Origin of the sequence: Leptospira licerasiae serovar Varillal str. VAR 010, from assembly GCF_000244755.1 — a bacterium.
Classification (GTDB): Bacteria; Spirochaetota; Leptospiria; order Leptospirales; family Leptospiraceae; genus Leptospira_B; species Leptospira_B licerasiae.
In genome coordinates this window covers 175947-194908 of record NZ_AHOO02000012.1, presented here as the reverse complement: position 1 = coordinate 194908, position 18962 = coordinate 175947, and the positions used below count along the sequence as shown (strand labels likewise).

Sequence of the window (18962 nt, the reverse complement as noted above, 5' to 3'; positions counted from 1 at the left end):
TTTAAATATTATTTTATTAGCATGGAGTAAATTGTGAAAAAAATTCCCTTAGGATTGATTTCTTTGGTGTTATGGGCGATCTCTGCTTCCGTTTTCCTGTATTTTTTCTTTTCCGGAAATGTATCCGAATCGATAGACGGAAGGACCGCAATTCATTTGAATCCGCAGGAGAAAAATTTAGTCTTAACGGAGATGAGGGGATTACTTACATCCGTGAACGGTATTGTCGCCGCATTAGCCGACGACGATTATAAAAAAGCGGAATTGGCTGCCTCTGCCAGCGGAATGGGTATGGTAAAAAAATTGGAAGATGAAGAAAAGACGATCCTTTTGAAATTACCCATCGAATTCAAACAACTAGGATTCGGAACTCACGCCCAATTCGATAAGATCGCGGAAGATCTAAGACAAAAGAAAGAACCTAAAATTATCCTGAAAGAATTGGATAAACTCACTCAAAATTGTGTTCGATGTCACGCAACGTATAAGATTGCATTCTAGAATATAATAAAGACCTGAAAGGTTTTTTACGTATCCTATTCCTGAAAGTGTAATGTTTGTTCTGAACTTTCCGAATAGAATATTCTCTCATTAAATCTCCCAAGATATGGATCTAACCGAACTATATCGTAATAGGGGAAATAATATGTTCAATTCCTTCGGAAAGGTCTTGAGAATTTTAAGAGATAGTAAACGGAAAAGCCAGTTGGATCTGGCTTTGGATGCGGGTATTTCATCTAAACATCTTAGTTTTTTGGAATCAGGTAGGGCAAAACCTGGAAGAGAGATTGTCCGTAAATTAACCGAAGCTTTGGGGATTTCTTCTCCCTATCGTAATATTTTGTTTGCTGCGGCGGGATTTTCTTCCGACCTATCTTCCTTTCAGGTAGAACAATACGCCGAAAATGAAGTTTTAAAAAAAATGATCTTAAGCCAAGATCCAAACCCTGCTTGTGCAGTGGATCTAAATGGAAAGATCATCGTAAGCAATATGGGGATGCGCTGTCTTATCTCGGAATTGAACGAAACATGTTTATCCTTAGAAGGAATGAGTCGTAATGAACTTATTTTAAGTGAAAATGGTTTTGGACCTTATTTGTTGGACTATGAGGTCTTTCAAGACCGGATGAGTAATTGTAATACATTCGAAGAGTTGGTGATTGACCAAAATTCTAATAAAAAAATTGAAATACGAAAAAATGATCTGAAAAAACTTCCGAAAATTCGCTTAAGATATGAAGGAATACTATCCTTTGATTTATTGGAAACCGTAATCGGGCATCCTTTTGATATCAATTCTGCGTCTATCCGTTGTTATTATATGATCCCTTCCGATGAAAAGACTTACTCTTCGATGGAACGATTTATAGAGAGGTCCAAACAGCTTGCCATCAAGTTTTCAACTGCGCCTACTAAAATGGATAATATTACCTCCTGGTAATTGAGTTTTTGATCCGAAGATGTTAATTTTTTACAATAAGAGATTTTATATCTCTTATTATAAGTAAATTCGGAGAAAAGAGTGAAACAAATTAAACTTCTATTATACGGTATCCTTGCCTATATATTTCTGGGGAGTCTATTACATCATATGATTTTCCCCGAGCCTTCTCCACCTTCAGATCTATATCCTATGCAGGGAGATACGATCATAAATAATTTCGCTTCCGAAAAAGTGACCTTTTTAAAAACGGATTCGGCGGAATTTTCGGAGGCAGAGCTTTTTTTGAAGCCTGGTGGTGCGATACCAAAACCTCATATCCATCCTAATTACGATGAGACCTTTATCGTTAAGAAGGGAGAATTGACTGTTGTATGCGACGGTAAAACTTACGAATTAAAACCGGGAGAATCTTTTACTATCCCGAAAGGAACCACTCACCAACCGTTTAATCATGGTTTTCTGGAATTAAATGCGATCGTAAGAGTGAAACCGTCCGGAAAATGGGCGCTTTTCCTCACTCAGATCCATGGATTTTTTACGGAGAAAGAAACTCCTCGAAATGATTTCTCATTTTTTTTACAAGCTATGTTAGTCACAGGATATTACGATGATACGTATTTGGCTAGTCCTCCCGTATCCGTTCAGAAGATACTTTCTTTTTTGATTTCTCCTACTGCGAGGTTACTCGGTTTTAGAAGTTGGAAAAGAGAATACTCTATGAAATGGAGAAAAGAGCAGGGGATCTCTGAAAATTAGAATATAATAAAAAGGTCATCTAAAACCGGAGGAGCGAATTCCCGATTTTAGATGATCGTCCGTATTAGCGATTCTTAACGAACTGCTTTCATAAGCTCTACTAATTGGTCCAGAGCAGCATTCCAACCCTCGTGGAAACCCATTTCTTCGTGTCTTTTTCTGCTCTCTTCGTCTTTGTGACGTGCTAGGACTTGATACCTGGTCCCATTACCATGTTTTTCTAATGTAAGTATCGCGGTAAAAAATCCGCCGCTTGGGGTAGGTTTAAAACCCGGCTCGAAAATATCAGTGAATACAAGTTTTTCATTTTCGACTATATCCAGAAAACAACCGTTATTCGGGAACTCTTGTCCTTCCGGAGACAACATAGTCGTGCGGAAGATCCCGCCCGGACGAAGATCAATTTCGCAATCGATAGTCTTCCAAGGGGCAGGGGTAAACCATTTTAGGATATGTTCCGGGGTGGTCCATGCTTTCCAAACGAGTTCTGTAGGAACGTCTACGATCCGCTCAAGAACTAGATCTGTTTTAGGGTCCGGTTGGTAATAGTTAGTTTTTGCCATTTTCTTTCTCCTTCATTTCAAGTAAGTAACTGTCCAGTTGATCAAGCCTTCTGTCCCAGAGGGTGCGTTGTCTAACGAACCAGTCTTCTCCCGCTTGCATGGTGTCTTGGGTAAGTTTATAAGTCCTTACTCTACCCACTTTTTCGGAACGAACCAGAGAAGAATCTTCCAACACGCTTAGATGTTGCATCAAGGAAGGAAGGGCCATTTTGAACGGCTCCGCCAATTCTCCCACTGTCGCCGGGCCCATACTCAAACGCTCTAAGATGGACCTTCTTGTGGGGTCCCCAAGAGCATGAAACAGGTTATCCAGACTGTTACTATACTTAGGCACTTACCTAACTATAGCATAGAAAGAAACTTAGGTAAATACCTAAGTTTTAAAAAAGTGAGGATTTTGGGAAAAAAGTTCGGGGTTGTCGAAGTGACTACATTTCAAATTATTTTACGTCTCGGCAGGGTTCCTGTGTGATTTTGCAGCCCGCGCCAGGAATCGAAGCGGAAATCCGGCGGTGCACCGTTTACGGTGGACCGCTGATTGGAGCGGAGAGTCCGGTGCCGTGAAACGGCAGGCGCCCAGAATCTTAAGATTTAAAAGGGAAGTCTCCCAGATAGTCCTTCTTTCCCAGTTCGACTCCGTTATGTCTGAGAATATCGTAGGCTGTTACTATATGAAAGAAGAAGTTCGGGATCATATGATGCAGAGCGTATTCTTTTCCGGTTAACGATTTACCTTCCCAACGAGGCAAAGAAATTTTATTCTCGGAAGCATCTTTATAATCTTCCGGTTTCAGGCCTTTCAATATACCGATGACTGAATCGATCCTTTCGATCACTTCTGCCAGTGTCTTTTCCGTATCTTCATGTGTTTGGAATTGTTTTCCAGTTAAACGTGCCGCTCCTAATTTTGCCGTATCACAAGCTAACTGGATTTGGCGGATAAAATTGTATTGGTCAGGTGCGAGTCTCGAATTCAATAAAATATCCATATCGATCTTTTTGGATTCGGCAAAACTTTTGCCTTTATCGATAAATCGTTTTAAGTGCTCTAAGTTTTTGATTACTTGTGTTACTGTGATCTCGTAAATCGAAATGTCTGACATACTTCCATGGAAAGAGTCAATTAGGATCTATCAAGTCTTAAATCCGGTCAGGTTATCTCGTATTTATTGGTCTTCGGTATAAGTTTTCAGAAACAATTTGTATCCGATTCTATTGCACCGATCGAAATGGAACCGGCTCCGAAAGGAGTGAATGGGCTGGCAGAATTTGTTCTTGGACTTCCATAAAAATCCGTTTGTATAAAAGGGATCGCAGTGATCGGAAGTGTGATCGTACTTAGGTCTACTCCACCATATAAAGAGGAACAAGGTGAGTTTGTTGATGTAGGAATTCCAACGGGAAGATTGAAATTCCAGATCTTTTCGATGTCAATCGTGTTCGCAAACTTAGGATCTGCACCGTAACTATTGGAATAATTTCCGATGAATTGTCCTGAGATCGGATGAGCACAATCTTCTTGGTTTAGTTCGGTTCCGCAGAAAATATATTGGTCTAATCCCGTGACTACCGGCACACTTACGAAATAATTATTTCCTCTTATAACGGAATTTGTATCCGGAGGAGTTGCAAAATTGATACCTGCGCTATTGGAGAATTGATCTCTGGAGAAAATCTGGTTATTTAGGATTCTATGAATTCCGAATCCTGCCTGAACAAATATCCCTGTCGATTTTCCTAAGGAGGTATTTTGAGAGTTTCCGATATAAATATCGTTATTTATAATATTGCTGGAGTCCGCCGCGTCAGTGAAAATTATCCCGTAAGAAGTTTCTGAAACCAATCCCGGATTTAGATATTGGTACGCATTGATTTTATTTTCTGATACGATCACTCCTTCAAAATTCCCCGTTTCTATCCAAAGACCTGCGCTGAATCCTGCCGGTTCTATACTCACCAGTCCATCTAAGATATTTCTGGAAAGTATGATAGGTTGGTCAAATGCGCCGGATCCTTCTAACATTGCTCCAATGGAATGAGATCTTCCGGAACCGCCTCTCAACCAATTTTCAGTTATTATTACATTGTCCGATTGATTGAGGAGTAATCCTGTGCGGATCCCGAAACCGTTGGAATTTGTTTCGCTTCCGAAAATCATATTTTTAGAGATGATGATCTGTCCTAGATTTGTCCTGGAATTTAAAACTTGGATCCCGGTAGAATAATCTCCTATTAGGTTCATTTGTATTTGAAATCCGATTACGGAAAGATTTGTACTAGGTAAGTTTAAAGAAGTAGTAGAGATCAAAATAGCATTGCAGAAATTTGCGAAGGAAGTCCCACAACTGGAGAGTGTATCGTCTACAATTCTTGTAGGATGAATACTTGGATCTGAATCCAGATCTGGAAAACCGGAAGCGAAACCTCCGATTAGGGAAGTGGTCCCTCCTAAAAAAATCTGAGAGGCCGGAGTATAACTTCCTTCCGATACGAATACGGAACAAACGGATCCGCTTAAATCGCATTCTTGGACTCCTTTTTCTATACTTTTGCAGAAAGCACTAGGCCCGAAACCTGTTCCACATCCTGGATCGTCTATTCCATTACCTTCATCCACCAAACGAATATTGGAAGATGTTATAAAATCGTAATGGATCGGATTTCCATTTTGGATGGGCAAACTTTTGGCAGTACAACCGATTAATTCAAAGAATGAATTTCCGGGAGGCCCCCATTTGTCGGGGGAATTAGGAGTGATCACGATCGTATGATCGTCCGGTGCGGAAGGATAAGTGATGCTTGGCGGATTTGTTAGAGAAGCCACATTGTTTTTTCCCGCGATAATAATCGGATCGAGACTGCAACTTCCCGGGTCCACTCCATGAAAGGAAAGTCTGATAGAAACCTTTCCATTCGGAGTAAGTATCTTGGACTTAGGAAAAATTTCCAAAACGGAAATACAATCCAAGAGTAATGTGAGCGGAGCTCCGGACATGGTCCCGGTTCCGGAACCGTTCGGAATAAAATGACAAGTATGGCCTGTCGGAATAGATATAAAACTAACGGAATAATTCGCAGAATCTCCAACCTTATGAGCAAATGTTTTTGCTCCGTCCGCAGTAAAGGTAATCTTGTCCGACATATTTTGCAAAACTAAAGGACTGGTGCCTGAAATAGATGGATCCAAACCGATTACTTTGACGGATAGATCGTAGAATATTTTCCCACAGCTGATATAGATCACGGTTCTTGGATATATAATCGGTCCATCCGGGTTGCTGATCTTACATTCTTGCTGGGAAGAGGCTCCTGAAATGCCTATTATAGAAACTGAATATTGGTCGCTCATTTTGACCAGAGTAGGGAATTGTTGTGTCCCATTTGAAGGGAACGACAATGTCTCTCCCATATGATTGGAAACGGTAAGTGTTCCTGAACTTAAACCGGAAACTTGTACAAAAACTTTGATCGGAGTATTGAACGCATCCAGATCGGTTTTTAGACTGAAAAGATCTAAAAGTGTGGATGCTTGAGGAGGCTTATAACAATAAATATTTGATAAAAGTAAAAGAAGAAAAAAAAGGACCCTGTAAGAATAATATTTCATTTTTCTTAACTAGGGTCCGGTTAAAGTTTACTGAATGGAAGTTTGGACTGGAAAATCCACAGAACTTCCAGGAGAAGAGAGTTTGATCGAATAGAACGTGTGAGTGCTTCCGTCAAAATTAGGATCGAAAATATACATCCCGTCCCCCAAGGCACCTGCGCTAGTGTAACATCTGGTAGTTCTACAAGTTGTGGAACTGCCCATTGTAAAGTTTAATCCAAGAGTGGTCCCCGAATAGTTCGTAACTGTTCCGAATGTTCCGCTACTAGAGTTCAAAGGTCCATGGTATACGTCAAAGAATGAGGAACCGCTTTGGGTACATCTTAGATCATAACCCAACAAAATTCTTGAGCCTATATTTCCGGGAGAAGGCACATAGGTTTGGAATCCTGTACCGCTTGGGTTACAACCGTTCGGAGTTGTGTCCCTTCTGATCTGAGTAGGAGTGCCGGATAAATTTCTCCATTCCATTAAGCTGGAATCGATTGTGTTGTCCGAAATTCCCATATTGGATCTATTATAAAAAAGCCATGTATCGGAAGAGGTTCTCACAAATTTTGGATACGCTGCGCCTGCAGAAGTTACTGGGAAGATTGCTCCGACGGAACCGGTTCCGGAAGATAAGAACAGTTGATTGACAGGAGTTGCCGTGCCGGTCGTAAAACGATATACCGTTAAATAATTATTAGGAAGATCATCCGTATTATTATCATGCTCTTCGAAGGCGGTAACATATTTACTTCCATCCCAGACGACATCGGAGTATCCGAATGTTGTTCCTATGGTTCCGTCAATCGATTTGATGGTTGTGGGAATTCCGATCAGAGTTCCATCCGGATGGAGGCGAACATATCTTACTAAGTTTGGAAAAGAAGTACTCCCTCCAAATTCTACAAATACGACTACGAATTCATCCAAATTCGGATTATAAGCGGAAGATAACGTGCTAATCTTAGCGCCAGGGGCAGTGGAAACGACTCCTGCCACAGTAATATCCGAACCGATAGCAATCTGTTCTATATCCAGCAGTCGAGCTTTGATCGTACTACCATTTGTGGTCCAAACTGCCAGATATTTACTACCCGACCAGACTAGATCCAGCATTGGTATTCCGGCACTAGTACTAAAGATCATAGGAGTTCCTACGACTGTGGAAGTTTTCTGATTTACCTGAAAAAGATTCATTACCGGAATGCTGCCGGTAAACCAGGTCCCGAAAACAGCTAAGTTCCTTTCACAGTCGATTTTAGAAGCGGAGACTAAACCGGCTTTTCCGGAATCTCCGGTGAGAGTGCAGTTTTGCCCTCCGGTGTACGTTCCAAGATCGATCGTAAAATTTGTCCCGAGATCCAGAGCTTCCGGAAAGGAGAAGGTTCCGTTATCACCAATCTGCAGTGTTTGGGTTTCGGATGTATCCGTATTTGTCAGTGTAAGATTCATCTCCTTTCCGGACTTATTCAAGTAACCGATAACGTTTACTTTAACAAGAGAAGGTCCGGAGGTATTGCTACCGAAAACTCCCAGGTTTCCGTCGAACGCAATCGCGCCTATCGCAGAAGAGCTTGCGTCAATGCTCACTGCTTTTGCGTTATTACATCCTGTAAAAAGAAGAACGATCAAGAGTAAGACGGTCACAAATAGTGCAGCTTTCAGGAGAATATCCTGGACTTCCTCGTCTTTCAGAAATTTTTGCATGTCTTAACTCCCTCGAATTACTCTCGTTTGTTTTAGGGTTTGTTTCTAAAAAGACAGACAAGTCGTTTCGTTTAATTTGAAGGGAAAAGCCGGTTTGGAGACAAGTTTGGAATGAACACTACTGATTTCGGAATGGAAGTTTGAGTAAGAAATCGTCCCGATTTTTGGCCCTTAAAATTTCCGTTCCATTCTATTAAAAATTCGTGAGGGCTGAAATTGTTTCTCTTATGCTTTTGGATTTTTGAGAAGGGAATCCGATAACGAAAAAATTAGAATTAGAAATTTAGAAAATATCCCTCGAACGAGGGATTGGATTTTTTTTCTTAAATTCCGATTTGTTTCTCAAATTTTTATACTTGGGTTGTAATCGGGTTTGCGATCGAATGTAAATATATTCGGATGCGAAAATTTTCTTACGGTATAAAGGCAACGTTCCTTCTTTTCTTTTTAGGATCTTGCTCTCTCAAATCCATGAATCTCGCATTCGAAGCGATGCTCGAGGCGCAGATCGCCTGTATTGTTACAGGAGATACCTGCGTGGATGCAAGCACCACTCCCGTAGGAGATGTTACTCCTCCTACAGTCACTATCACAAATCTTCCCACTTCCGGAAAACCGACCGTGGAAACTGGATTTTTTTACGGGACTTCTTCCGATAATACCTTGGTTTCTTCCGTTGAGATCAGGATCGATGGAGGAACTTATACTGCCGTGACAGGTACTACTAGCTGGAGTTTTGCCTTGCCGAGTGGGTCCTCTACTTGGAGGCATGGTTCTTTACATTCTATAAATATCAGAAGTATCGACTCTAGTGGGAATATTTCCTCAGTTCTAAGTTTGAATATTAGAAAAGGTTATAATAGAGACTTAAATGGGGATGGCTATGCGGACATAGTCGCAATGGCGCCGGGAGATGCTTCCGGAATGGGAGTAGCATATATTTTTTACGGAGGATCTTCCGGGGTTTCCGCAACAAACTCTACCATGGCAGATCATTCCATCACTGGACAAGGAAGAATGGGTTACACTTCCGCAATGGGAGATGTGAACGGGGACGGTTTTGGGGATCTTGTGATTGGAGCTTCCGATTATGCGGGATTACAAGGGATCACTTATATCTTTCATGGAAGTACTTCCGGTATTACAACTACCACAGCCGCTAGTGCGGATCTTATCTTAAATTATACAGGTTCGAATGAATTCGGCTATTCGGTTGCAGTAGGAGATGTGAATGGGGACGGTTACGACGATCTTGCCAATGGCGCATATCGTGTAGGTGGATTTTCGGGACTCGCATTCATCTACTATAGCACTGGAGCGGGAGGGATCTCTTCCGTTGCCGGAACGACCATTTCAGGTCCGGGTGGTAGTAACTTCGCCTGCGGGTTAGGTCTTGGAGATATTAATGGAGACGGATTTTCGGATCTGATCGTGGGTGGAAACGCATATTCTTCCGCAGCAGGAGGAGTTTGGATCTTCCATAGTACCGGGTCTGCGGGAATTACAGTAAATTCATATACATTAGCAAATACGAATATAGTCGGAGAGACTACTAGTAATTTGGGGATACTTGTTTATACCGGAGATGTGAATGGGGACGGATACTCTGACCTTGCAGTAGCGGCTCCCCAATATAACGGCTTTTTTGGAAGAGCTTACGTATTCAATAGCACGGGAACTACGAGCGGGATCATTGCTTCCGCAGCTACAAGTGCGAATGCTGTTGCTACCGGTTTTGTTTTGAGTTCAGTAGGCTTCGGGATCGTACTAGGCGATATAAACGGGGACGGGTACGATGATTTTGCCACGGGAGCTCCAGGTTATTCCACTAGTCAGGGAAGAGTTTATGTGAATTTAAGCGATGGATCCCAGATTTCCACAGGTTCCATAAATCTAATATTAGGCGAATCTGCAAACCAAGGCTTCGGAAATACTCTTAGGATCTCGGATATAAATGGGGACGGCAGGGGGGACTTAATAGCGGGCGCATATGCTTATCCGGATGGGGTGGCCTTATCCGGAAGAGTTTATGTTTTTCATAGTGTAGGTTCCGGATATGCGGCCGTAAGCGCAGGTTCAGCCAACACTATCATTTCAGGTTTCACAGGAAGCGAATTCGGAAGCAATTTGGTGGATACAAATATTCCGAAGGACTTATACCCAAAATTTTTAGGAGTTTGGTCCTTCGAAAGTTTAGAAAATTATAAGATCCAAATTTAAAAAAACCGAATATTTACGTCAGTTTAGGTCTTCTTTTTTCCTTTAAAGCGCTCATCGCTTCCAAAAGATTCGCTACTACTTTAGGATCTTCGAAACTACTTTTGGTGAATTCCAATTGGGATTCGAATTTGTCGTTGATCTCTTTGTTGATAGCTGCTTTGGTCCTTCTGTATGCGCTTGGTGCGATTGCCATAACCTCATCTAATTTTTTCAGAACTAGTTTGCGTAGATCTTCCTTATTCTCCGCGGTTTCGTTGATCAAAGAGATCTCTTTTGCTTCTCCTGCCTTATAAGCGGTCCCTAAAAGACAAACCTCGTTCAAGTATTCCTGCTTAACCGTAATCTTTAGCTTATCGATAAAACTGATCGGAAGAGGAAGTCCAACCAAAACTTCCGTAAAGGCGATCCTTGCCTTACCTTCTAACATAAATTTGAAATCGCAAGATAGAGTGATGACCGCGCCGCCTCCCATCGCATAACCCGTTACCTCCGCTATAAGAGGTTTTCCAAAGCTCAACAGTTTGCCGAATAATATCACGATCTGGCCCATCTCAGCGGTGAGTTTTTCCCTCGGAGTATTTAGTATATTCTCCGCATCTATACCGTTGGAAAAAAATTTAGGATTATCGGAACTGATAAGGACGGCACGGATATTATCGTCCTTATCGATCTCAGCCAGGATATTTTCTAGTTCTATCATATTCTCCCTGGTCAAAGAATTCTGATCGTTAGTTTGGATTTTGATACATTCGGCTCTGCCGTTCTTTAGTTGGATAGGTTCCCGCAAATAGTTCATACGGACCGAAACTAAGAGAGAACCTTTTCTGAATCCAGTCGAATTTTTTGGTTTTAGATTCAAACCAAAGGTGAGGGCGCCTCCCGCCTAATGGCGGGACCGGGCTATTCGCTACGGTCCGCGAACTTTAAATTCATTCGAAATATTATAAAAAATGAATAAAGAATAAAGTCCGCGTCCCCCGCTTCTATCCCTGGCGCGTTTCAGTCCGAGATCTTATCTAAAACCACCGGATGCACTGATTCTTTCTCCTGTAAGCCAATAAGAATCTTCCGAAGCCAGGAACAATGCAACCTTGGCGATATCTTCAGGCTGCCCTAATCTTCCTAATGGGGTTTTCGAAACGATCATCTTTTCCATATCACTTCCTATCATTCCGAGCCTATGAGCTCCTTCCGTTTCTACGCCGCCCGGTGCGATCGTATTCACTCTTATCTTTTTGGAGCTTAGCTCCAAGGCCAATACTTGTGAAACGGTATCTAACGCACCTTTAGTGGATGCATATACAACGGAATTCGGAACAGGGATATCGCTCACGATGGAACTGATATTGATCACCGAGCCGCCTTCCGGAGCGAAATGATTTAGGGATTCCTGAGTGGCAAGAATAGGACCTAAAACATTCGTATTCATTTGTCTGTGGAATTCATCTTCCGTAACCGCTTCCAACGGGGCGAACTCGAATACTCCCGCATTATTCACTAGGATATTAACGGAGCCGAAAGCTTTTTTAGTCTCTGAAAACAAACGTTTGACGTCGGAAGACTTGGACATGTCGCCTTGTACTGCGATCGCTTTTCCTCCCTGTTTTTCAATCTCCGCAACGACTTTATCCGCTCCTTCCTTACTGGAGGAATAATTAACAACGACGGATGCGCCCGCGGAGCCTAATGTTTTAGCGATACTTGCTCCGATTCCCTTGGAAGCTCCTGTTACCACTGCAACTTTACCTTTTAACTTACTCATAAGATCTCTCCTGAATATTAGGATCAAAATAATTTTATAGTTAGACAAGTATCGAAATGAAAGTTCTGAAAATATTTTGATATTTCGATAATTATAAAATTAACGAAACTAGAATGAGCGTCGGTCGGGAGGGTCAAATTTGGGAAAGTTTATCTAAATATGCTTTGAATACGTCCCTTCTCAGGGTGATATTAACGAATTTACCTTCTTTAGAAGTCTCTATTAGGCCTGCATTTTCCAATTCTTTAATATGATGAGATAGAGTGGCAGGGCTGATATCTTGAGATTTGTTTAAAGCGCTGCAGGCGGTAGGCTCTTCGGTTGAGCCGATACATTGCAGTAGTTGAAATCTCCTAGGTTCGGCAAGGGCCCTAGAAATTTTAGTAAATTCCTTTTCCGTAAGTTTGATAGGTTTTGGGTTCGCCACTCTCTCCATATTTGAATCTTTAGACGCTTCTGTCTAAAATAAATTCAGCATTAAATATCTTAAAAACGGACGTTGCGGGGTTTAAGATCGAATATTTGAACATACTAAAGATCGAAGAAATCTAATTTTGTTTCTTGGATTTACCCATCCAGCGTAACGGTCCGCTTCCGTATCTCGCTAATTTGTCTTGAGGATTCGCCAGTTTACAAGTAAGAAGAGAAAGGCAACCGCAACCAATACAAACTGAGAGTCCGTTCTTTAATCTATGAAGTTCCGCGATTTTTTCCTCGATACGTAAACTCCAGGTCTTGGAAAGTTTGGACCAGTCTTGCCCGTTAGGAGTATGATCTTCCGGAAGTTTTGCGATTTCGGCGGCGATCTCGTCTAAGGAAAGTCCTACTCTTTGTGCGAATACTATGAACGCTATCCTTCTTAAGACATGCCTTGGATATTGTCTATGACCGGAACCTGCTCTTACCGACCGGATCAGTCCTCTTTCTTCATAAAAACGTAATGCCGAGGATGCGACCCCGCTTCTTTTGGATACTTGTCCGATGCTTAAAAATTCGTCCTTATCCACTACATTCCCCAAATTAAAACTTAAAGTAAACTTTAGATTTGGATTTTATCCAAGGCAGGCTTCAGGCACAAACGTTTTCGGATTTTTTCCGGAAAAATCGCTAAAAAAAGATCCGTAGCTCTTTACTTAAAGTTCACTTTAACTTGTAGAATATTTCTCATATAAATGAAGAAGGGTGTTCTATAATGTTATTAGAAAAGATCAGTACTGGCACAAGCCTAAGATTAGGGATTATATTAGGTAGTACACGGAAGGGAAGGTTCGGGGAAACAGTCGCAAATTGGTTCGAAGAGATCGCTAAACAGGATTACAGATTTGAGACGGATTTAATCGATCTTTCCGAATTTTCTCTTCCGTGGGACATGTCGAAGGATATGGACTCGGATCTTCCTTTATTCTCGGACAAAATAGCCGAGGCGGATGTTTTTGTAGTAATTACACCGGAGTATAACCACGGATATCCTGCTTATTTAAAGTTGGCAATTGACTCACTTCATGAAGAATGGAATGCGAAACCTGTTGGATTCGTTTCCTATGGAGGAAGTTCCGGCGGTTTAAGAGCGGTGGAACAACTTCGCAATGTATTTGCGGAATTAAGAATGACTACCATCCGAGACTGTGTTAGTTTTCATTGGGCTCACGCTAGATTTCATAATGGAAGACCCACGGAGGAATTTCGTTATACATCTTCGGCTGAGAGATTATTGAATGAATTGTATTGGTGGGGAAACGTTTTGAAACAAGCTAGGATGAATTTCCCACGATCCGTTCTGAGATCCTGATTTTTAAGGAATAAATATGAAGTTTAATAAATATCAAATCTTTGTAATAGCCTTATTGGCATTTATCCAATTCACAGTGGTACTAGATTTTATGATTTTATCTCCATTGGGAGTCCAAGTCATGAACCAACTAAAGATATCCACCACAAAGTTTGGCCTAGTAGTTTCCGCTTATGCGTTTAGCGCGGGTATTTCCGGGATCCTTGCTGCGGGGTTTGCGGACCAATTCGACCGTAAAAAGATGCTGCTATTCTTCTATAGCGGATTCGTTTTGGGGACCGTTCTTTGTGGGATCGCGCCGAATTACGAATTTCTACTATTTGCAAGGATAGTGACCGGTATTTTCGGCGGGGTAATCGCCTCGATCAGCTTTGCGATCATTGCGGACCTATTTCCTTTGGAAGTTAGAGGAAGGGTGATGGGGCTTGTGATGACTGCATTTGCTGCCAGCCAAGTTTTCGGACTTCCTATCGGAGTGTTCTTTTCCAACCTTTGGGGATGGAAATCTCCTTTTTGGATGATCGCGATAATAAGCGGTCTTGTGGGAATTGCTGCCGTTTTTTATCTGAAACCTCTCGTTTCGCACCTGAGCAAAAAGACAGAGCATAGTGCGATCAAACACCTGGTTCTAACTGCAGGAAATACGAACTATTTTCCCGGATTTTTTGCGACAATGCTCCTCGCGACCGGCGGATATATGCTTATGCCTTTCGGTTCCGCGTTTAGTGTCCATAATTTAGGCATTACCCTAGAAGATCTTCCGTTAGTTTATTTCGTTACCGGGATCGTGAGTATGATTGCCGGGCCTTTAATCGGTAGAGCGGCAGACAAATTCGGAAAGTATTCGGTTTTTCTTATCTCTTCCTTGATCGCTTGCGGGATCCTTTTCTATTATACTGCGATGGGGATTACTCCGCTTTGGTTTGTAATACTGATCAACTCCGCATTATTCGTGGTGATCACAGGTAGGGTTATTTCGGCTAACGCTTTAAATTCGGCTATGCCTGAACTGAGAGATAGAGGAGCATATATGGCGATTAGCTCTTCTTTGCAGCAGTTATCCGGAGGGATCGCTTCTTACGCAGCCGGATTGATCGTTGTTCAGACCCCGAGCGGCTATATCCAAGGTTACCCTAACTTGGGGTATGTAGTGATTGTAGCTATTTTGATCACAGTTACGATCATGTATAAAGTGAACGAATACGTTTTATCCAAACAACCTGCGCCTGTAAAAAGCCCAGACACAGGATTAGTTTCGGAAACTTAAAGGATTGCATTTAAAAATGGAGTTCTAATCCTTCTTACTTTATGAGCGATATCGAAGTAACTGTACTGAGCACTCCAGAAAATTATAAAACGATCCTTCGTAGTAAGAACCACGAAGTGATCGCGGACGAATCAAAAGAAGACGGAGGAGGGGATCTTGGACCTTCTCCACATGAATATCTTCTTCTTTCCTTGGGGGCGTGCACGGACATCACAATTCGAATGTATGCCCAAAGAAAAAAGATGGATCTAAAAGAAGTAACAGTCCAACTAAATCTTACTAGATGGACGGATCATACTGAGATACAAAGGATCGTAAAGATAGAAGGTAATTTAAGCGAGCAGGAAAGAGAGAGACTTTTGCAAGTTGCGAATGCTTGCCCTGTCCACAAAACTCTGACCCATCCGATACAGATAGAGACCAAACTGGGATAAAATAAGGTTTTTCCGAACCATTGGGAAACGAAGATGCCGAGTATCGGGTCCAATGGATCGAAGAGATACTTTCGATCGTATGCAATCTACCTTCTCTAAATTTATCTCTTACTTCCTTTTTTTAAACCTTATATTCCTAATTTCTTGCCTTCGTTCCGTAAAGGACCCAAAGGACGAATTTGTATATGTACAAAATATCCAGGGAAAGAACGAAGAAGAATTAGAGTTAAACGCTAAACGAAAAATTATAGAGAATGGGCTGGGAGAATTGGTCCAAGGATCTTCCCAGGTCATAAGCGGTAAATTGAAGGAAACTATAGTAAATTCTTCCGTAGAAGGATTTGTGTCGGAATATTCTAAAGTTGGTCCTACACGAAAATTGCCAACGGGGCTTTTGGAAATAGACGCAAAAGGAAAAGTAAACCGAAAGGAAGTCCGGGATGCTCTCCAAGAAAGATACAAAGATATAGGTAAACCCAAGTTTTTAGTATTCATAGAAGAAAGAATATTAGGAAAACAAAATATAAAAGAGAAGGTGGGGATCACCGAAAATGAGATCGTAAAAACTTTTTCGGACTTCGACTTTTTAGATAAAAAACAATTCTATCGTGTTCTTTTTAAGGAAGGTAATAAGGATCGAACTGTTCTTTCGGAATATTCCTTTGAAGATAAAATATTAGCTTTGGCGGGAGAGTCGGAGGCTCAGATCTTGCTTGTGGGTCAAACAGAGGTTACAGATCTGGGAAGGATAGAGGATACAGGACTTCATTCTTACCAGTCCGTTCTTAGATTCAAAATTTTCGACGTAAATACCGCTCGGATCATCGCAGCGGATAATTCTTCCGGGGTTTCTCCTCATATTAATCCGAATACCGGCATCCAGGAATCCATAAAAAGGTCGGTAGAAAAAGCTTACCCTAAGATCAAAGAGCAGATCGCCAATAAATGGAAACCTGGAAATCTGATCCGTATCAAAATAGAGGGCTTAAGCTATGACGATTATTTGGATAAGGATGTAAGAGGTATTATTAGAAATATCCAAGGAGTTAATCGGGTTAGCGAAAGCTCAGGTTCCGATCGGAATAAGGGGATTATTTTAGAGATAGAAGCGTTATATAATGGCGGTGCTCTATATCAGAAGTTTAGAGAAAGAAAAGAAGATTTCGGTCTAGAGTTTTCTCAGAAAGAGATAAAGCCCTCGTACATTCATTTATTCTTTAAAAAATAAGAATATTTCATTATATCTATCTCGCTACAATATTCGATCTAACGCATTACTATTTTCTTTTTCTTTGCTGTTAGGCGAAAAAACGGATTGAAAGATGAAAATTTTAATTAGATAATCGCGGGGTGCAAGGCTTTTCGAATATCGACCAAGAGCCGAGTTACGGTTCCTTCTCCGAACCTTTCCCTCGCGAATCCGAAGCATTTTCTAAAGAAGATCCTATTGATAGATCTAATCGAGAAGAGCAAAATACAAAAGACGAACTCTTAAAAAAGATCTCCGTTTTAAATCTTCTTCAACAAGTTGCTACTGCTGCAAACGAAGCAAACGATGTGGAATCTGTGCTTCAATTTTCCGTCGATCGGATATGTTTGATTGCGGACTGGAAATTAGGCCTTGTATGTTTAGTATTGGAAGAATCGGAGAGACCTGAATATTCTTCCATCTCCTTCTCTAGAGAAGAAACGTTCCTGAAAGAGTTTAGGAATTTATTAAGGACTAGGTCCAAAAAAGAGGAATCAATCCTTTCCGAAAGAGTTAGGAGCGGCCGAAAACCTATCCTACTCGAAAACTTTCCTTCTTATTTGAAAGGAGAATTAAAAGAACTTTCTATCAAAGCCGGGATCGAAGCTGCAATCGGGATTCCTATTTTTGTGAAAGGAAATCTAGTAGGTGTTTTGGAATTTTATTCCGGAAATAAATCCGCGGACCCTTCTTTTTTCGAGGCGGTCTCTCATATCAGCTCTCAAATAGGGAGGGTATTCGAAAGAAGGGAAGCGGAAAACCATCTTAAAACGTCGGGAGAACAGTTGAGAGCATTGTCCGCCAGACTTCAGGAAGTTCGGGAAGAAGAGAGACTCTTAGTTGCAAGAGAGGTTCACGACGAGTTGGGGCAATTATTGACCGTTCTTAAGATAGATCTTACATTATTAAAAAATAATTTTCAAAAGTCCAAGGGTTCGGATTCCAAGTTGGTTTCCGAACTTCTTTCTATGATCAAGGTGGCCGACTCTGGCATCGAATCGGTGCAGAGGATCGCAACAGAGCTTAGGCCATTGATCTTAGAGGATTTGGGATTATTGGAAGGAATTGAATGGTATGCTAAAGATTTCGAAAAAAGAACAGGAATTCGTTGCGAGATCAAGATCCCTGTAGGAATTCTATCCTTAGAAAAAGACCCATCCATCGCATTATTTCGCATTTTTCAAGAAGCGTTGACTAACGCAGCGAGACATTCCAAGGCGGATTCTATCCAGGTTTCCTGCTTGGAAGAAGGGCAATTTCTCATTCTGAAAATCCAAGACAACGGGATCGGAATAGATCCAAAAAAGATGAACCAATCTAAGTCTCTCGGATTGATCGGGATGAGAGAAAGGGCTGTGGTCCTAGGCGGAGAAGTCTCCATCACCGCCGGATCCGAAAAAGGTACGAGTGTGATCGTAAAAATACCAATCTCAAGTAGATATAAGGAGGATTTCCTATGATTTCCACATTGATCGCGGATGATCATTTATTGATCCGAGAAGGTTTAAGAAAGATCCTTTCGGAGGAGGAAGATATAGAGATCGTTTACGAGGCGGAAAACGGACAGCAGGTTTTGGATTATCTTGCAAGCCAATCCGTACAAGTTCTCATCTTGGACATCAATATGCCGATGATGAGCGGTTTGGATATATTAAAATATGTTCATAAACTTTCCCCTGATACTAGAGTCCTGATCTTAAGTATGTATCCGGAAGACAGATTTGCCGTTCGTGCGTTGAAGGCCGGAGCATCCGGTTATATCACTAAGGCAAGCGCGGGAGATGAATTGATCTCTGCAGTTCGTAAGGTGATAGAAGGCGCAAGATATATTAGTCCGGAAGCGACTGAGATGTTAGTGAGAGAACTTTCTAAACCCTCAGATCGACTTCCTCATGAAACTCTTTCCGAGAGAGAATTTCAGATACTTATGCTTTTGGTGAAGGGCAAAAATGTTCGATCTATTTCGGAGGACCTTGGTTTGAGCGTGAATACAGTAAATACGTATAGAGCAAGGATCTTCGAAAAGATGAGTTTGAAATCTACGCAGGAACTCGTTCGTTACGCTTACGATCATAAACTCCTAGAGTAAATTTAGAAACTTAAGAAAAATTTGTTTTTGTAATGTATTTTCCATTCTGTCACATTTTTAGTGACAGAAAAATTCTTCGTTTAACTT

General features: G+C 41.4%; 19 protein-coding genes. 10 read left to right on the top strand and 9 right to left on the bottom strand.

All coding sequences use genetic code 11. The features are described from left to right. Positions 1 to 33: 33 nt before the first annotated feature. The 3 genes from LEP1GSC185_RS15755 to LEP1GSC185_RS15745 all read left to right on the top strand — a co-directional run bounded on the left by LEP1GSC185_RS15755 (position 34) and on the right by LEP1GSC185_RS15745 (position 2200). Entirely contained in the window at positions 34 to 501 is a 468-nt protein-coding gene (locus LEP1GSC185_RS15755) for a hypothetical protein (RefSeq protein WP_008590529.1), read from the top strand. Between the two features lie 145 nt (positions 502 to 646). Next, entirely contained in the window at positions 647 to 1441 is a 795-nt protein-coding gene (locus tag LEP1GSC185_RS15750; protein ID WP_008590099.1) for a helix-turn-helix domain-containing protein, read from the top strand. 81 nt (positions 1442 to 1522) lie between these two features. Then, a complete protein-coding gene (locus LEP1GSC185_RS15745; RefSeq protein ID WP_008591754.1) occupies positions 1523 to 2200 on the top strand; it encodes a cupin domain-containing protein in 678 nt (225 codons plus the stop codon). A gap of 74 nt (positions 2201 to 2274) precedes the next feature. Here the strand turns inward: LEP1GSC185_RS15745 and LEP1GSC185_RS15740 are convergent, their stop codons facing one another. From LEP1GSC185_RS15740 to LEP1GSC185_RS15720, 5 genes are all read right to left on the bottom strand, one after another. After that, positions 2275 to 2763: an SRPBCC family protein gene (locus LEP1GSC185_RS15740; protein WP_008589840.1), complete on the bottom strand. Its 489-nt coding sequence runs from the start codon at positions 2761 to 2763 to the stop codon at positions 2275 to 2277. Beyond that, complete coding sequence (locus tag LEP1GSC185_RS15735) at positions 2750 to 3097, bottom strand: ArsR/SmtB family transcription factor (RefSeq protein ID WP_008597094.1); 348 nt, start codon at positions 3095 to 3097, stop codon at positions 2750 to 2752. The genes LEP1GSC185_RS15740 and LEP1GSC185_RS15735 overlap by 14 nt, the downstream gene beginning before the upstream one ends. Before the next feature lie 250 nt (positions 3098 to 3347). Beyond that, on the bottom strand, positions 3348 to 3866 hold the full coding sequence (locus LEP1GSC185_RS15730) for a DUF1993 domain-containing protein (protein ID WP_008590682.1): 519 nt from the start codon (positions 3864 to 3866) through the stop codon (positions 3348 to 3350). An 86-nt stretch (positions 3867 to 3952) separates the two neighbouring features. Then, complete coding sequence (locus LEP1GSC185_RS15725) at positions 3953 to 6370, bottom strand: hypothetical protein (RefSeq protein ID WP_008591757.1); 2418 nt, start codon at positions 6368 to 6370, stop codon at positions 3953 to 3955. 27 nt (positions 6371 to 6397) lie between these two features. After that, a complete protein-coding gene (locus LEP1GSC185_RS15720; protein ID WP_008590104.1) occupies positions 6398 to 8065 on the bottom strand; it encodes a hypothetical protein in 1668 nt (555 codons plus the stop codon). Positions 8066 to 8464: 399 nt separating this feature from the next. Here LEP1GSC185_RS15720 and LEP1GSC185_RS15715 point away from each other — a divergent pair, with 399 nt between their 5' ends. After that, positions 8465 to 10285, top strand: a complete 1821-nt coding sequence (locus LEP1GSC185_RS15715; RefSeq protein ID WP_008589980.1) for an FG-GAP-like repeat-containing protein — start codon at positions 8465 to 8467, stop codon at positions 10283 to 10285. A 13-nt stretch (positions 10286 to 10298) separates the two neighbouring features. Here LEP1GSC185_RS15715 and LEP1GSC185_RS15710 read toward each other — a convergent pair whose 3' ends face one another. The 4 genes from LEP1GSC185_RS15710 to soxR all read right to left on the bottom strand — a co-directional run bounded on the left by LEP1GSC185_RS15710 (position 10299) and on the right by soxR (position 13054). After that, positions 10299 to 11081 (bottom strand): enoyl-CoA hydratase/isomerase family protein, encoded by a 783-nt coding sequence (locus LEP1GSC185_RS15710; RefSeq protein ID WP_024863985.1) that lies wholly within the window; start codon positions 11079 to 11081, stop codon positions 10299 to 10301. A gap of 216 nt (positions 11082 to 11297) precedes the next feature. Beyond that, positions 11298 to 12047, bottom strand: a complete 750-nt coding sequence (locus tag LEP1GSC185_RS15705) for an SDR family NAD(P)-dependent oxidoreductase (RefSeq protein ID WP_008589427.1) — start codon at positions 12045 to 12047, stop codon at positions 11298 to 11300. 133 nt (positions 12048 to 12180) lie between these two features. Further along, the gene (locus LEP1GSC185_RS15700) at positions 12181 to 12483 is read right to left on the bottom strand and encodes an ArsR/SmtB family transcription factor (protein ID WP_008591747.1); all 303 of its coding nucleotides are present in this window, start codon (positions 12481 to 12483) and stop codon (positions 12181 to 12183) included. 112 nt (positions 12484 to 12595) lie between these two features. Next, positions 12596 to 13054, bottom strand: a complete 459-nt coding sequence (gene soxR / locus LEP1GSC185_RS15695; RefSeq protein ID WP_008590307.1) for a redox-sensitive transcriptional activator SoxR — start codon at positions 13052 to 13054, stop codon at positions 12596 to 12598. A gap of 185 nt (positions 13055 to 13239) precedes the next feature. Between soxR and LEP1GSC185_RS15690 the strand changes: the two genes are divergently transcribed. From LEP1GSC185_RS15690 to LEP1GSC185_RS15665, 6 genes are all read left to right on the top strand, one after another. Then, positions 13240 to 13836 (top strand): NADPH-dependent FMN reductase, encoded by a 597-nt coding sequence (locus LEP1GSC185_RS15690; RefSeq protein WP_008590082.1) that lies wholly within the window; start codon positions 13240 to 13242, stop codon positions 13834 to 13836. Between the two features lie 16 nt (positions 13837 to 13852). Beyond that, on the top strand, positions 13853 to 15103 hold the full coding sequence (locus LEP1GSC185_RS15685; protein ID WP_008589435.1) for an MFS transporter: 1251 nt from the start codon (positions 13853 to 13855) through the stop codon (positions 15101 to 15103). A 41-nt stretch (positions 15104 to 15144) separates the two neighbouring features. Next, a complete protein-coding gene (locus LEP1GSC185_RS15680) occupies positions 15145 to 15537 on the top strand; it encodes an OsmC family protein (RefSeq protein WP_008590527.1) in 393 nt (130 codons plus the stop codon). Positions 15538 to 15589: 52 nt separating this feature from the next. After that, entirely contained in the window at positions 15590 to 16765 is a 1176-nt protein-coding gene (locus LEP1GSC185_RS15675) for a hypothetical protein (protein WP_008591567.1), read from the top strand. A gap of 122 nt (positions 16766 to 16887) precedes the next feature. Next, a complete protein-coding gene (locus tag LEP1GSC185_RS15670; protein ID WP_008590157.1) occupies positions 16888 to 18246 on the top strand; it encodes a GAF domain-containing sensor histidine kinase in 1359 nt (452 codons plus the stop codon). Beyond that, complete coding sequence (locus tag LEP1GSC185_RS15665) at positions 18243 to 18875, top strand: response regulator (RefSeq protein ID WP_008591263.1); 633 nt, start codon at positions 18243 to 18245, stop codon at positions 18873 to 18875. The genes LEP1GSC185_RS15670 and LEP1GSC185_RS15665 overlap by 4 nt, the downstream gene beginning before the upstream one ends. Positions 18876 to 18962 lie beyond the last annotated feature (87 nt).

Bases quoted from the DNA above. Each gene is read 5' to 3' on its own strand.
- LEP1GSC185_RS15750 (WP_008590099.1), top strand. From the start codon at position 647: ATGTTCAATTCCTTCGGAAAGGTCTTGAGAATTTTAAGAGATAGTAAA.
- LEP1GSC185_RS15740 (WP_008589840.1), bottom strand. From the start codon at position 2,763: ATGGCAAAAACTAACTATTACCAACCGGACCCTAAAACAGATCTAGTT.
- LEP1GSC185_RS15730 (WP_008590682.1), bottom strand. From the start codon at position 3,866: ATGTCAGACATTTCGATTTACGAGATCACAGTAACACAAGTAATCAAA.
- LEP1GSC185_RS15725 (WP_008591757.1), bottom strand. From the start codon at position 6,370: ATGAAATATTATTCTTACAGGGTCCTTTTTTTTCTTCTTTTACTTTTA.
- LEP1GSC185_RS15720 (WP_008590104.1), bottom strand. From the start codon at position 8,065: ATGCAAAAATTTCTGAAAGACGAGGAAGTCCAGGATATTCTCCTGAAA.
- LEP1GSC185_RS15715 (WP_008589980.1), top strand. From the start codon at position 8,465: ATGCGAAAATTTTCTTACGGTATAAAGGCAACGTTCCTTCTTTTCTTT.
- LEP1GSC185_RS15710 (WP_024863985.1), bottom strand. From the start codon at position 11,081: ATGAACTATTTGCGGGAACCTATCCAACTAAAGAACGGCAGAGCCGAA.
- LEP1GSC185_RS15705 (WP_008589427.1), bottom strand. From the start codon at position 12,047: ATGAGTAAGTTAAAAGGTAAAGTTGCAGTGGTAACAGGAGCTTCCAAG.
- LEP1GSC185_RS15700 (WP_008591747.1), bottom strand. From the start codon at position 12,483: ATGGAGAGAGTGGCGAACCCAAAACCTATCAAACTTACGGAAAAGGAA.
- LEP1GSC185_RS15690 (WP_008590082.1), top strand. From the start codon at position 13,240: ATGTTATTAGAAAAGATCAGTACTGGCACAAGCCTAAGATTAGGGATT.
- LEP1GSC185_RS15685 (WP_008589435.1), top strand. From the start codon at position 13,853: ATGAAGTTTAATAAATATCAAATCTTTGTAATAGCCTTATTGGCATTT.
- LEP1GSC185_RS15680 (WP_008590527.1), top strand. From the start codon at position 15,145: ATGAGCGATATCGAAGTAACTGTACTGAGCACTCCAGAAAATTATAAA.
- LEP1GSC185_RS15675 (WP_008591567.1), top strand. From the start codon at position 15,590: ATGGATCGAAGAGATACTTTCGATCGTATGCAATCTACCTTCTCTAAA.
- LEP1GSC185_RS15665 (WP_008591263.1), top strand. From the start codon at position 18,243: ATGATTTCCACATTGATCGCGGATGATCATTTATTGATCCGAGAAGGT.